The following is a 15093-nucleotide window of genomic DNA, read 5'->3' as shown; positions in this document are numbered from 1 at the left end:
GCACAGTCTTCCTGATGCCTGCCCAAGGTCTGTGCCGGTCGCGACAACTCCGGATCATAAATGCGGCTGGCGTCGCGGCAAGGCAGAGGTCTGCATAATTCCGTCACGTGGATAAGAACGCGACATCCGGCCATTTACAACCGGAAGAAAGGCGTGGTTGTTCAGTGACGCCGTCGCCGGGGCGAAGGCGAGCGCCATCATCTATAGCTTGATGCTCACGTGCCGCGCGTGCAACGTTGAACCGTACACCTATCTGTTTCGCGTGCTAACCGAACTACCGCAGCGTGCAGCGGATGCGGATATCAGCGATCTGTTGCCGTTCAACGTTGCCGAGCCGCGCGACGTATTAGTTCCTGCATGATCTAGCCCTACGCGCTGGCTCATTGCGGTGTGCGTTAATTCGCGCTTACGATGGACTTGGTAAAGTGCCGTGCTCACGCAAACGCCGGTTACGTCTCAATGGATTTCGGGCATGGTCGGGCTCCCTGGCGATGGGGTCTTTGATCCGCCTTCAGGAGGGCCGGGCGGGCTGCACCGTAAATCTAATGCAGGCTGAGGCGCCTGTGTTGGAAAAGCGCTCAGCGTTCGACCGTCCGGGAGCCACAGGCCGCAAAGGTGGTCACCATATCTTTGCACTTTGTCGGGCCGTCGACCTAACGTCGTGCGGGACGACGCTTCAGCCAGCGTTTGGATGAAGCGAGAGCCGCTGCGGCTACTCAAAGGGTTGTCGGCTTCACGCCGCTCTTCATGGACGCTCCAAGCTACATGACAGCAACCATATTGACGGTCAGCGATTTGCGCGACGCGGGAACACTTGCAGACGCCAGCGATTGCAGACGGCAGTTCGTTCGACTGCCTATTCAGTCGGCCCTGAACAATTCGTTTCGCGTTCCGCCGGCGTCACGCCATTACGTCGGCGGCAATGCCGCAGCTGAACAGAGCGGCGAGAATGACGGCGCAAAAAATCCGCAACTTCCTCAGGATCACCCGCAGGTTGTGGCCGGTGCCGCACAGTGCCGCGTGCATCGCATCGCAGAGCGAGCCTTTGAGGCAATTCCGGTCGAGTTTTCCGTCTGTTTTCATGTGGCCGATGGCCGACTCGATTGCACTGCGTCGCCTGATCATCGCGCGTAGTCCGCGTGTGATGCCCCCGTCGCAAGCCCGGGTGATAGATCTTCACACCGTCGATGGCCACACCCTTGTAGCCGCGACCCACGATCGCCAACCGCATTGCGGACTCAAAGCCTCAGTGCGCAGGGCTTTGAAGACTGTTCAGGGCCGACTAATGAGGCGGGCCTGGTGACGAAGCCGTCAAGTCGCTCTTTGGAATGTTACGTAACGTCCGCCTCCGCACAAGCCCACGTAATCTACCTTTCATAACCAACTACCCATTTAAGGCCCTGTTTATTATGAAATTTATTATGCTTTTTTCATGAATCTGCTCTGCAACAGGAAATGATGATTGATGGCATGAATCATGCTTGAAACGACGGTCGGCACTGCACCTTTTCAACTTTCAATTGGAAGGCGCGGTAATTTAAATGTAATAAATTTGTATCCGGATACGAAACATTTATATTGCCGTTAAGACAAGCCATTGATTGTTAATTTTTGTGTAAAGTTAGATGGCTTTGCCAAGCTGATAGGTTAGCAGGAGTAGTGGCTATTCAAAATGTCTCTGAAATTCAGCATTGTTATAAATAGATTAACTTGCAGTCAGCTTAAACAAATAACAAGATCAATTGCGGTCCTGTTCTGGTTATTTTAATACATCATTAAATAAATTGGAGGTTGTCTTGGAGCGAGATAAATTGATTTGCGCTGTAAGATTGGCGATCTCCGTGGCAGTATCTTGTGCATTGCTGGCCATAATTTTATTTATGCGCTGCCGAATAGTTTTTGGTTTATTTAGGGATTTTGGTAAAATCAATGTGGTCTTTATATTGGCGCTCCCGTTTCTGGTTGCTGGATCTTTGATCTATACCACGATTCTTTATTTCTATTATTTTAGAGTAAATCGAAATGATAGAAAATTCGGAGGCTACATATCGCATCGGGCCGGAATGGGTTTGCTTCTTGGGCTTGTGGCATTTATATGTGTGACGCAATTGATATCAATGTCGATCTGTCGATAACGCTGTTCTATTCATCAACGATATAGGTGCGAATTATGAGCTCGGTTACCGTCGCAGGTTTCACTGTTTCCAACCTTGATAACGTCGCGAGCGTTTCAGCTGCGGCCCAGCAGTACACCAATGATGAGACCACCGGTAATTGGGCGAACTATCAGGCTGCTCTTGCTAACGCCGCCGCGGCCGCAACGTCCTTGATACCCGGGGAAGGCTCTGTTTTCGCTGGTAACGCGATAATGGCCAATATCGTTAATCTTTCGACGAATTTCGAGACAATGAGCGCAAACAACGTAGAAAGCGCTTATGCGGCGATCGCGGGCGAACTAGTAACCATGGTTGGTCAGGGAATTGAGGTTGCAGGATTGGCCGGTACTAATATAAATCCTATTGTAGGAGGCGGAATATTTACGCTCGGCGAGCTTGTAAACGCCGTAGGTTTCATCGCGACAGCAGTAGGGGCTGGCGTTGATCTTTCAGCAATAGAAAATTTCCTTTCGCAGGATCTCCAGGCGGCCGGGTTTGTTCCGGATTCTAACGGAAATTTTACGCCGGGGGCTCAGAGCAGCTCGACTTTTATCTGTGATGCTAGCAACGCGTCAACCATGTTCGATATCGCCCAAGGGAATAATACCGATCAAATTCTGCCCCAGGATATGAGTTTTTCAGTCGTTAACGATAGCCCGGTTGCAACTGTGATAGCGAACCCCCTCGGACAGGATATCATTATTGCTCCAGGCGTGAATGGGGCACGATTTAATCTGGATATAAATGGAGGTAGCAGTTCGGTATCCGGAGTAAATTCGGCCATCCTCTCTGGCGGGCAGTACAATTTTTCTGGACCCGGCATTGTTGCTGATATTTCGAATGGTCAAATAAACGTTGGCTCGGGAACCACCCTGAATTTATCCGGGAGTGGGGACGTCGTTAATCAAGATGCCGGCTCGGATGTTTCAGTTGGTGCTCAGGGGGTTACCACGATCGAGAACTCACTGACAGGGCAGGATATCACCATTTCAAACGGAAATATTAGTATTGCCGGCGACGATGCTGCGATCAGCGGGGGCGCAACGGCCAGCGTTTCGATCGATAGCGACGGTTCATCGAGTGTTGCATTATTGAATGCTGCGGGCGCTGAAACCGTTAGCGAACAGTTCAATAGCGCGGGCGACGGAACTGGCATTGACAATTATGCCGGCACATCTACGGGCAACTATGAAACCGGTGCTGTGACCTTGAGCACGACGACCGGCTGGGAGACGTCTGACACTGAGTTCAACTCAGCAGGTCAGGAAACCGCGTACGTGACTTATGGAGGCGCAGCAGACTCGGCGGGCATCGATCCGTACACAGGGTTCATCACCTTCGCATCGAACGGGGCGGAAACCAGCAGCGAGCAATTCAATAGCTCGGGCGTGGAAACTGGCGTCATTAACTACGCGGGCACTACGACCAATGACTATGAAACCGGCGCAATGACGCTGAGCGCGACGACTGGCTGGGAAACGTCTGACACCCAGTTCAACTCGGCGGGTCAGGAAACCGCGTATGCGACTTATGGAGGCGCAGCAGACTCCGCGGGCGTCGATCCGTATACAGGGTTCATGACTTTCGCATCGAACGGGGCAGAAACCAGCAGCGAACAGTTCAATAGCGCGGGCGTGGAGACAGGCATCGATGAGTACGCAGGCACCACGACGAATGACTATGAGACCAACGCAATCACTTTGAGCGCGACGACCGGCTGGGAGACGTCTGACACTGAGTTCAACTCGTCGGGTCAGGAGACTACGTTTGAGACTTATGGAGGCGCAGCAGACCCGGCGGGCATCGATCCGGAGGCAGGGTTCACCACCTTCGCATCGAATGGGGCGGAAACCAGCAGCGAACAGTTCAATAGCGCGGGCGTGGAGACAGGCATCGATGAGTACGCTGGCACCACGACGAATGACTATGAGACCAACGCAATCACTTTGAGCGCGACGACCGGCTGGGAGACGTCTGACACTGAGTTCAACTCGTCGGGTCAGGAAACTGCGTTTGAGACTTATGGAGGCACAGCAGACTCGGCGGGCATCGATCCGGAGGCAGGGTTCATCGCCTTCAACGCTTCGACCGGCTGGGAGGAGTCTGACACCGAGTTCAACTCGACGGGTCAGGAAACCGCTTACGAAACGTACGCAGGTGACGCAAACCCGGCGGGCATAGATATGGAGACAGCGCTCAGCACCTATAACCCTTCGACCGGGTGGGAGACGTCTGGCACCCAGTTCAACTCGGCGGGGCAGGAAACGGAGTATGAGACTTACGGCGGCGCAGCAGATCCGGCGGGCATAGATCCGACGGCAGGGCTCCTTACCTACGCGTCGAACGGCGCCGAAACGAGCAGCGAGCAGTTCAACAGCGCGGGCGCGGAAACGGGCGTCGATTACTACGCTGGCACAACGACAAATGACTACGAGACCAATGCGATCAGCTATAGCTCGACCACGGGCTGGGAGATGTCGGACACCATCTACAACCCGTCTGGGCAGGTAGTCGAGGTGGAAAACTACGCGGGCTCCGCGAACACTTCGGACGTCGACCCCGAGACTGGTATTACCACATACAACCCATCGACCGGTGCGGAAACCGGTAGCGAGCCGGGAGATGGATCGGGTTACCAGATCGCCAGCAATCCGTTCTCTGACGGTGGCTACGACGGCTTCAGCGGGTCTTACGGTTTCGCCGGCAAGCAATCAGTGGTCAACGCTGCACTGGGAAGTGATATTGGTTCGATTGCGCAGTACGACCTGAGCATAGGTGATCAGACGGGTGCAGCCGCGGCGGAAGCCGCACTTCATCAGGCACAGGAAATGGCAAACGCCACGCCAACCGCAGGCACCGGCACGGCAGTCGATTCCGGTAGCAAATGGACCGGCGACGCCATCGCCTGGAGTTTGGGCGCAAACATGGGCAGCCAGTACGACACCGAGGTGCAGCAGGCGTTTATGACGTGGGCGGCGGCCTCGGGACTGACCTTCACAGAAGTGTCGCCGACGTCACCGGCGGACATCCAGATTGGTTTCAGCGACCTCAATACGCCCACTTCCGGCGTAGTGGGTTACACGAGTTATCAGGCAAGCGCTGGCCAGCTATCGGCGGCGACCATCCAACTCGAGGACCCCGGCCAGGACGCACTAGTCTCCGGGGCCGACGGACAACCGACCTACTCCGGCACCAACGCAACACTGGAACAGGTGTTACTGCACGAGATCGGGCATGCGCTGGGGCTGGCAGATGATTCCGACCAGGACTCGATCATGTACTACGAGCTCACTTCCAGTAACCAGACGCTGGACAGCACGGACAATGCCGGCATCCAGTCACTGTATGGCTCAACCGGCAGTGTGGTGCAATCGGGCGCAGGTACAGCGGGAGTTGCGGCCTCCCCTCTCGCAGCCGGTCAGCGAACGGTCGACCACCAGCTCACTCAACTCATCGCGGGGATGGCGTCTTTCAACCCGCGGTCGGCTGGCAACACGAGCCTGATGCACGACGACCACGGCCACCAGCACATGGTATTGGCCGCCAGCGCACACTGACCTACCGTCATAGAGGAAAAAGGAGCCGCATGGTTACCGGATTACACCTGATTTCGGGGCTGCCCCGCTCGGGATCAACCTTACTGTGCGCGCTCCTGCGCCAGAATCCCCGCTTCACTGCAGCAATGACCAGTCCCGTCGCCTCCCTGTGCGGGGCGCTTCACAAGAAGATGTGCGGCGGCGAGTTCAGTGTGTTTTTCGATGACAGGCGACGCGCCACCATGCTGCGTGGAGTGTTCGATGCCTACTACGCGGACATCGAACCAGGACGGGTCGTGTTCGATACCAATCGAAGCTGGACTGGCCGCGCGGCGCTTCTGGGCGAGCTGTATCCGCAATCGCGCATCGTCTGCTGTGTGCGTGAGGTGGGGTGGGTCATCGATAGTATCGAGCGGATGCTTGCGAAGAATCCACTCCAGCTTTCCCGTGTGTTCAACTTTCAGCCGGGCACATCGGTGTATTCGCGCGCGGAAACGTTGATGAATTCGGAGAACGGACTGATTGGCCTGTCCTGGACCACATTGCGCGAGGCGTGGTTTGGTTCCGAGGCCGATCGCCTGATCATTGTCCCCTACGAGCACCTGGTGCATCAGCCTGAGCGGACCCTACGGCGACTGTACGAAGAACTCGGCGAACCGTGGTACGCGCATGACCTTGACAACGCCGTCTATGACGAACCTGACTACGACACACTACTCGGCATGCCAGGGCTGCATAAGGTCAGACCGAAAGTCGAGTACCAGGAGCGCAAGCCTTGCATTGGGCCGGACCTTTTCGCGAAATACGCCGGTACGAACTTCTGGACAAAACCGGAGATGAACACGCGCGGCGTCAGGATCGTCTGAGGGACGCCACCGGTAGCCCCGCATCTCCGGGCGTTTGATCCTTTGCGCTCCACTACGGCCTGACGGGAAATATACTTTGTATGTCTGATCCAGAACAACAAGCTGTCCCGAACAGCGATCCGGGACTCGCCGCGCTCGTACTGATTGCCCGCTTTCACGGCATTGCAGCGGATGCAGGCCAATTGCGTCACGCTGCAGGAATCAAATCTGCCGCATTTACCGATAGCGAACTGGCTCTTTCCGCACGCTCGCTAGGCATCAAGACCCGCAAGGTACGGGTGCCAGTTGATCGCCTGCCCCATACACCGTTTCCCGCTCTGGCGCTCGACGAGGGCGGTCGGCACTTTGTCGTGGCCGGTTGCAATTCAGAGCATGCCCTGATACTTGAGTCGGGTGCGAACGCCACAACAACGAGTTCTCCTGCCGATGTGATGGCAAGGTGCAGCGGCAATATGTTGCTGTTCGCCTCCCGTGCCTCTCTCGCTGGCGAACTCGCCCGTTTCGACTTTTCGTGGTTTATCCCAGCCGTCATCAAGTATCGACGGCTACTGCTTGAAGTGCTGCTTGTTTCCGCCGTGCTGCAGCTGTTCGGCCTGGTATCGCCACTGATGTTCCAGGTCGTCATGGACAAGGTGCTGGTCAACCGCGCGTTCAATACGTTGAATGTCGTATGCATCGCACTTTTCGTCAGTTCGATATTCGAAATATTGCTGACCGGGTTGCGCAACTACGTGTTCTCACATACGGCAAACCGCATTGACGTTGAACTGGGCGCGCGGCTCTTCCGGCATCTGCTCGCGCTACCGCTAGCCTATTTCGGTGCACGACGGGTTGGGGATACCGTTGCACGCGTGCGTGAACTGGAGAACATCCGTAGCTTTCTGACCGGACAGGCGCTGACCGCAGTTATTGACCTGTTCTTCTCCTTCATTTTTCTCGCCGTCATGTGCGTGTACAGCGTCTGGTTGACGCTTGTTGTCGTGATCTCGCTGCCAGTGTATGCGGCCATCTCGATGACGCTCAATCCGGTCTTGCGCCGCCGCCTGAACGAGAAGTTCGCCCGCAGTGCCGACAATCAGTCCTTTCTTGTCGAAACGATTTCCGGTGCTGAAACCGTCAAGTCAATGGCTGTCGAGCCGCAATTCACGCGCCGCTGGGACAGTCAGCTCGCCGCCTATGTCGCGGCAGGCTTCCGGGTGAGCGCGCTGGGCAACATCGGCCAGCAGCTCATCCAGCTGGTCGGCAAGCTCGTTACCCTCGTTACCCTCTTTTTCGGCGCGAAGCTGGTCATCGACGGCAAGCTTTCGGTGGGCGAACTCATCGCTTTCAACATGATGTCCCAGCGGGTCGCCGCACCCGTCCTGCGACTCGCCCAGCTCTGGCAGGATTTCCAGCAGATTGGCATCTCGATGGGACGGCTCGGCGATATTCTCAACAGCCGCACTGAATTGCCGCAAAGTCGCCAGGCGTTGCCAGCAGTCAAGGGCGATATCAGCTTCCAGAATATCCGTTTCCGCTACCGGCCTGACGGCCCAACCATCCTGGATGACATCTCGCTCGACATTCGGGCGGGCGAAATTATCGGCATTGTCGGCCGCTCCGGGTCAGGCAAGAGCACTCTAACCAAGCTGCTTCAGCGTCTGTATATCGCAGAGCATGGCCGGGTGCGCATAGATGGCATCGATCTCGCACTTGCCGACCCGGCGTGGCTAAGGAGGCAGATCGGTGTCGTTCTCCAGGAGAACCTGCTTTTCAACCGGTCTATACGTGAGAACATCGCGGTCACTGACCCGGGTATCTCGCTCGAAGCGGTCATCCACGCGGCACGACTCGCGGGAGCTCACGAGTTCATTTCAGAAATGCCGGAAGGTTATGACTCGGTCGTAGGCGAGCACGGATCAAATCTCTCCGGTGGCCAGCGGCAGCGCATCGCGATTGCGCGCGCACTCGTGACCAACCCGCGTATTCTCATTTTCGATGAAGCGACGAGCGCGCTCGACTTCGAAACCGAACGGATCATCCAGAACAACATGCGGGCGATGTGTCAGGGGCGCACCGTGATCATCATCGCGCACCGGCTCACGTCGGTCCGGCACGCTCATCATATCGTCGCGATGGACAAGGGGAAGATCGTCGAACGCGGCGCTCATGAACAATTGCTTGAGTTAGGCGGCTATTACTCGCATCTGGTCTCGCTTCAGAACGGCTGATCCAACAGGCTGATACAGCAGAATCCATGATGAATTTCATAAGAATGCAGGCGCTGGGTGACCTGCTGCGACGTTATGGCGCCGTGTTCAAGGCAGCATGGTCAATCCGCCATCAACTCGATACTCAACCACGCCTTTCACATGAACGAGCATTCCTACCTGCCAATCTCGAACTTGTGGAAACACCTGTCCATCCGGCCCCTCGGTGGTCGATGCGGATAGTCGTTGCGCTGGCGGTCCTGATTGTCCTCATTGCGGTGTTAGGCCAGCTCGACATCGTGGCGGTAGCAAAAGGCAAGCTGTTGCCTGATGAGCGCGTAAAAGTAATCCAGCCGGCGATTACAGGCGTGGTTCGACGGATTCTCGTGCATGACGGCCAACGCGTGCGTGCTGGTCAGTTACTGATGGAGCTCGATCCGACCCAAGCTGCAGCGGATTCCGACAAGGCCCGTTCGTCGCGGATCGAGGCGGCGCTCACCGCCGAACGTTCGCGCACACTGCTTGCCGCGCAGAGCGCAGGGCGGCCACCTGTAATGGCGACTGTCGACGGGGCATCGGCACAGGAGCAACAGGAAGCGCAGCACTTTGCAGACGGACTCTATCGCGAGTATCAGGACAAGCTGAACAGCGCACAGGCGGAATTGCTCAAGCGCGAGGCTGAACTGGATGAGACACGCCAGGAGATCGCCAGGCTCGCAGCGACAGCACCGCTCGCCCGCGAGCAGGCCGATCAGTATAGGTCTCTGGCCGCAGACAAGTACGTGGCGAAGACCGATTATCTGGACAAGGAACAGGCCGCGCTGGAGAAAGAGCATGAACTCGCTGCCCAGCAGAGTCACGCCCATGAACTGCTTGAGGGTATCGCCGAGCAGCGCTCCGACATCGCATCAACCACTTCCCAGTTCCGCAGCACTCAGCTGGACGCGCTCGACAAGGCGACCCAGCAGCTTGGGCAGAGCCGCAACGACGAGACCAAGGCAGATACCCGGCAGAAGCTGATGAGTCTGGCATCTCCCGTAGACGGGACGGTGCAGCAACTCGCCATTCATACGGTCGGAGGTGTCGCCACTGCCGCACAGTCACTAATGGAAATCGTGCCGAACGATGCGGTCGAAGTGGAAGCAAACATCGAGAATAAGGACATCGGATTTGTGAAAACAGGACAGGTCGCGACAGTCAAGATTGAAGCGTTTCCGTATACGCGCTACGGCTATCTAAGTGGCAAGGTCATCTCCGTTTCCAACGATGCAGTGCAGGACAAGAAGCTCGGCTTGACGTTTGTCGCTCACATCCGCCTGCCGACGAACAGGATTCTTGCCAACGGACAATGGATCAACCTGACGCCGGGCATGGAGGTGACGGCCGAAATCAAGACCGGTAAGAGAAGCGTTGCGCACTACTTCCTCGATCCCGTTATGCAAACGGGCCAGGAGAGCATGCGTGAACGTTAGGCAAAGTGGAAACACGGACGAAACGGGGCGAATGGATGCAGCGAGGATCGGGCGGGCGCCACGGTACGCAGTCTGGCTTGGCGCGGTGTCCATCCTGTGCGGCGCGGCTGGTCCAGCCTGGGCCATTGACCCTCTATTCACGGGCGGTTCGGTGCCGGCCACAGCGTCAGCGGCGATGCTTGGTGACGGCGGTTCAGGTGTCTGTCTGTTTGGTCCGCTACCCAACCCGCTGCCACTGCAGGATGCAGTTGAGCGCGGTCTGTGCAACAACCCCAAAACGCGCGAGGCATGGGCTCAGGTCAAGATACAGGCGGCGGGCGTCGGCATTGGCCGCGCGGCATACCTTCCCACGGTTTCGGCGACCTGGCAGGGCGTGCGCGACGACACGGTCACGAATGTGACCGGTTTCCCGCAATACAGCTCCGACTACCGAAGCAGCTTGCTCAAGACCGACAGCGTGTCGCTGAGCTGGGTGCTTTATGATTTCGGCGGACGAAAGGCGGCACTGCAGAATGCTACTGCTCTGCTGGCAGCGGCGCGCGCCAGCCAGGAGGCTGCGCTGGAAACGACTTTTGCGGACGTGGCAAAGGATTACTATGCGGCACAGGCCGCTCAAGGTGCTTTTGTCGCGGCCCAGGAAATCGAGCAGACCGCCAACAACAGTTTCAAGGCAGCAACGATCCGCGTAGAGAAGGGCATCGCACCTGTCAGCGACGAATTGCAGGCACAGACTTCCTGGGCTGAATCCATCGTCAACCGGACCAAGGCCCAGGGAGACTGGCAGACTGCGCTTGGCACCCTCGCCTCGGCCATGGACCTAGATCCCAGTGTGCCGATTACGCTGCCCGATGTTGGCGACGGTGTGGTACCCAACAGTGAGTTCAGTGACTCGGCCGCCGATCTGATCCAGGAAGCGAAGCGATCACACCCAAGCGTCGTGGCAGCCGAGGAGCAGGTTGAGGCCGCTGACGCCAAGGTAGCTCAAACACGTGCCGAGGGTTTGCCGAGCCTGAGCCTTGTGGCCAAATATAGCCAGAACAATGAGCCAACAACGCTTGAGGTTGGCGTGCCGCAGTTTCCGGCTACCGGTCACGAATGGTATCTGGGCGTCCAGTTGACAATTCCGATCTTCGAGGGATTCGGGCGGACATATCAGATTCGACAGGCCGCAGCACAGACCGAACTGCAGCGTGACACGCTTGATGAGGTACAGCAGCAGGTCGGGCTCGACGTGTGGACCAGTTATCAGGCGCTACAGACGTCGACCCACAACCTGGACAACAGCGCAACGCTGCTCGATGTCGCACACCGCTCATATATGGCGGCGCAACGCCGATACCAGGTCGGCGTCGGCAATATCCTGGAATTGCTCAACGCACAATCGTCGTTGGCGGGAGCCAAACGGCAACGTATCCAGGCGCTGACAGACTGGCGCTCCGCGCGGCTGCAACTGGCCTCCAAACTCGGCAAGCTGGGTATGTGGGACATTGTCGACCAACCGCCCGCAGATCCGAAATGATGCCTATACCATGACAGACACGACAAACCTGAAAAGTCAAATCGTGTGGGCTGTCCACTCTCCAACGCAATCTCGAAGCCTGTGCGAAGGTGAGCCATGAATATGATCGCCGCCCGCGCGGTCTTTATATCTGTGATGCCTGCGCTCGCGCTATTCGCGTCACAGGCGGAAGCGCAAACCACCGGAGAGCAGGCGACCTCGCTGCCGAAACTTTCCGAAATGCTGCAACCGTTGCAGCCAGCACATCCTGGAGGGTGCACGGTTGTTGCAGATGCCCAGATGCCGCTCATGGAGAGTCACGGGCGGTTCGTAACCCCCGTAATCATCGATCTGCAACCGCTCATGATGCTGGTCGACAGCGGAGCCAGCAGTTCCGCGCTATCGCCACGCACGACGGCCTCCCTTCATCTGGACGAAGATACTGATAGGCGGGCCCACCTGAATGGCGTTGGCGGACAGATGGATGTGCAGCATCCGGTCATTCTGCGTTCGCTAAAATTCGGGTCGTTGAATCTCGAGAACTACGATGTACTGACAGCAAACATCGTCCGGCCGGAGCAGGAGAATGACGCCGCCGCTCCCGTCGGTCTCATCGGTGCCGATCTGCTCTCGCGCTTCGACGTAGAGCTTGATTTCCCGAACCACCGGCTGACCCTGTACCGCGTGTCTTCCTGTAGCGGCAACTTCATACCGTGGAGTGGTCGTTACGATATGTTCATGGCCCGGCATGCCTCGCACAACGCGTTCGTCATTCCGGTAGTACTCAACGGGACGCCGGTCCGTGCAGTTGTGGACACGGGCTCGAACATATCAAGTATCAGTCGCGATGGCGCAACGGCAGCGGAGGTCGACGCCGCCACGCTTGCCAGTGAGCCGGCTGGAACGTTCGTCGGATCGAAAGGCAATGCCGTTGCCGCGCACAAACACCTGTTCCAGACAATGGCCGTTGGCACATCAACGTTCAGGAACGCACGGATCTTCGTGCAAGATGGATCGTTTCCGGACACCGATATGTTGCTTGGCATGGACTTTTTACGCTGGCGCAAGGTCTGGCTGTCTTACAGCAGCAATCAGGTGTTCATTCAATACATTCCGCGTGCGCCGCTGAATCGTATCCCTGCGCCGTTACCGGGTGTACAAGATGGTGCGCAGCAGGGGCAGCCCAGGTAGCGGTGCTCGTCCTTTGCGTGGAATTTCTGGTGATTGGTTGCCAAGCTGGATGGGGCGCTGAAAGCGATGACCGCCAAAAATTCCACACAAAAGACGAATACCCCTTGCGGCCAGCCCTCGCGAAGGCGGCACACCGTTCTACGCCAATCATTCCGCCGCGCGATCTATTCACCCCCGGGTCAGAAGCTTCAGGATCCGGTCGTCGTGCTTGACATGAAGCGCGTCGACAATGCGGACCGCGTCAGCAGCGGGGTGGGCCGGGTTGAAAAGGAAGTTGTAGGCGAAGGGAACGACCGCGCTCGGTACCTTCAACACGGCGCTCGTTTCTGTCTGCAGCCACTCGGTGCCCGCGCCGCGTGACCAGTCGGTATTGCGCCGCCAGTCGTCCGGGACATCGGCCTCCACGATCTCAGCGACGGGAACATCGTCGTCGACATCGACGCGCAACAACTGATAGCCATCAGGCAGATGGTCGACGCCGGCGATCTCCATGTGAACAAGAATCTCAAGGAGCGCCAGCGCCGGATGTTCGGCCAGGTAGACGATGGGCTGTCCCGCGAAATGCCATCGCCCCGGCGCGCGGAGCCCACCGATACCTCTCAGATCCGCATAGTTGCTGATTCGCCAGAGGACCATCAGGCGAAGTAACCTTCGTCTATCTGGACAAGGGCTTCCTCGACGAGACGTGCGCCATGCTCGGTGCCCGCCATATCGAGTGCCGACTTTCCACCAAAGCGCGCCTGAGCGTTTCTGAGCCAGGCCATGGCCTTGTCCGGGTCACCGAAGGTCGAGGTGGCCTGGGCGAGAATCTTCGCGAGCCGGATCGCCTTGTCGGACTCGTCGACTGATAGTCGCTCGTGATGCTGGCGCCGATGTGTCAGCGTGCGTCGCGGGATGATGAAGGAGAGCTCGTCGACCTTCAGGCCACGCTCGAACAGCCGGTCGATCACGGCAACGTTCACACGGGCGCTCGCTATCTGCGCGAGATCGGCACCGGACTGAACCCGGGCGTCGAGCAGTTGCTCCAGCATGTTGAACTCGGCCCGTCGCGGATCGGCCGCGCCAGTCGGTTTAAACGAAACGATGGTCATGGAATCCCCCCCTTGCGGCAATATGCCCATGCATTATAGGCGTTTTGCCCGCTCATTGGTGTGGCAACGCGAGCGGCTCAGCCACCAAGCTGTCCCTGCCGCCGTGCGGCACTGCGGGTCCCAGCTCCAGCGCCGGTTTCCCGAAGTCAATCTCATGCCCGCGCTGGGCAGCCCTGGCCGGTCGGCCGCTCCTGGTCGTCCGGCCAGGAATTTCACAGGACGAAACCGGTTGGCGCACGGCTGAGCGTGCGCGCGCGCACCTGGCGTTTTAGCGCCCTCTTCCGGCCTGTCCGCACGAAGGGGGTAGCTAGCAGAATAATGACCCCTTTCATTTGAGGCCACGTCTACGGCGCGCATCCGTAGCTGTTGAGCACATCGGGAACGCGGCATTCATCGCGGCGTGGCAGCGCTGACACACCGCGACGCAGTCATACCTGTCGGCAGTGTGCCAGACACGGGGGGGCGCGGAGGTTCGGCGCGAACACAGTTGGCGCCAAAATGCCGCGGCACAGTCGCTCGTCGCGATCCGATAGATTCTCGGGCTCCGAAGGGATCAGCGATCGCGGCTGCCCGGGAGAGCGGGGCGTCTAAAGTTTCTGGCGCGTGCCGGCGCCATATGTAGGTGTGGTGCGGGACCGCCGCACGGAGCAGCGGCGTAGCTGGCAGTAAGACAGACCACGGGTCGCGGCTCCGCCAAAGCACTTGATGTGTAACCGCATCGCGGACGCAAGAATCCGTCCGGGGGCCCTCAAAGCACTGACTTGACGAAAGATAGCCCGGTATCAACGAAAGCATCCACGCCGCACAGGCGCGGCTGGTTGCCAAACAGCCGGATGATGGCGCACTGCTCGCCGGCACCCGAAGGCCGAGCCGGGAACAAGTTGATGCAAATCGGAGTTGTATAAGAATGTTTCCTCGGCCAACGAAGCCGCGCTCCTGGCTGAACCGCGGGCAGGACCGACCGTTGGCCAGCATGCCAAGAACAAAGTTCTGCAATCGAAGGGAACAAGTTTATGCAAACCAACGGGCATGCTGGCGCGATCAACCATTAGGATTACTTAATTTTACATAAAAAGAATTGGCAACATCTGAAC

At 57.8% G+C, this 15093-nt stretch carries 8 protein-coding genes and 2 pseudogenes; 7 read left to right on the top strand and 3 right to left on the bottom strand.

Annotated features, from left to right (window positions below; translation table 11 throughout):
- Positions 1 to 115: 115 nt before the first annotated feature.
- Positions 116 to 361: pseudogene (locus PQR40_RS35685) on the top strand (transposase domain-containing protein); the annotation flags it as partial.
- Positions 362 to 900: 539 nt separating this feature from the next.
- Here the strand turns inward: PQR40_RS35685 and PQR40_RS35680 are convergent.
- A pseudogene (locus tag PQR40_RS35680) lies at positions 901 to 1225 on the bottom strand (IS5/IS1182 family transposase); the annotation flags it as partial.
- Between the two features lie 945 nt (positions 1226 to 2170).
- Here PQR40_RS35680 and PQR40_RS35675 point away from each other — a divergent pair.
- The 6 genes from PQR40_RS35675 to PQR40_RS35650 all read left to right on the top strand — a co-directional run bounded on the left by PQR40_RS35675 (position 2171) and on the right by PQR40_RS35650 (position 12908).
- Positions 2171 to 5713 (top strand): matrixin family metalloprotease, encoded by a 3543-nt coding sequence (locus tag PQR40_RS35675; protein ID WP_408510975.1) that lies wholly within the window; start codon positions 2171 to 2173, stop codon positions 5711 to 5713.
- 29 nt (positions 5714 to 5742) lie between these two features.
- A complete protein-coding gene (locus PQR40_RS35670; RefSeq protein ID WP_408510974.1) occupies positions 5743 to 6558 on the top strand; it encodes a sulfotransferase family protein in 816 nt (271 codons plus the stop codon).
- 80 nt (positions 6559 to 6638) lie between these two features.
- Positions 6639 to 8768 (top strand): type I secretion system permease/ATPase, encoded by a 2130-nt coding sequence (locus PQR40_RS35665; RefSeq protein WP_408510973.1) that lies wholly within the window; start codon positions 6639 to 6641, stop codon positions 8766 to 8768.
- A gap of 29 nt (positions 8769 to 8797) precedes the next feature.
- On the top strand, positions 8798 to 10219 hold the full coding sequence (locus PQR40_RS35660) for an HlyD family type I secretion periplasmic adaptor subunit (RefSeq protein WP_408511005.1): 1422 nt from the start codon (positions 8798 to 8800) through the stop codon (positions 10217 to 10219).
- A 31-nt stretch (positions 10220 to 10250) separates the two neighbouring features.
- On the top strand, positions 10251 to 11738 hold the full coding sequence (locus PQR40_RS35655) for a TolC family protein (protein WP_408510972.1): 1488 nt from the start codon (positions 10251 to 10253) through the stop codon (positions 11736 to 11738).
- Between the two features lie 96 nt (positions 11739 to 11834).
- A complete protein-coding gene (locus PQR40_RS35650) occupies positions 11835 to 12908 on the top strand; it encodes a retropepsin-like aspartic protease (RefSeq protein WP_408510971.1) in 1074 nt (357 codons plus the stop codon).
- Between the two features lie 168 nt (positions 12909 to 13076).
- Here the strand turns inward: PQR40_RS35650 and PQR40_RS35645 are convergent, their stop codons facing one another.
- Positions 13077 to 13547, bottom strand: coding sequence for an RES family NAD+ phosphorylase (locus tag PQR40_RS35645; protein WP_408511004.1), 471 nt, complete (start codon positions 13545 to 13547; stop codon positions 13077 to 13079).
- Complete coding sequence (locus PQR40_RS35640; RefSeq protein ID WP_408510970.1) at positions 13544 to 13999, bottom strand: Xre family toxin-antitoxin system antitoxin; 456 nt, start codon at positions 13997 to 13999, stop codon at positions 13544 to 13546. Before PQR40_RS35640 ends, PQR40_RS35645 begins: the two co-directional genes overlap by 4 nt.
- Positions 14000 to 15093 lie beyond the last annotated feature (1094 nt).

This window comes from Paraburkholderia sediminicola (assembly GCF_046026855.1).
Lineage (GTDB): Bacteria > Pseudomonadota > Gammaproteobacteria > Burkholderiales > Burkholderiaceae > Paraburkholderia > Paraburkholderia sediminicola_A.
The sequence above is the reverse complement of the archived record's forward strand: the minus strand, read 5'-3'. Positions and strand labels throughout refer to the sequence as shown.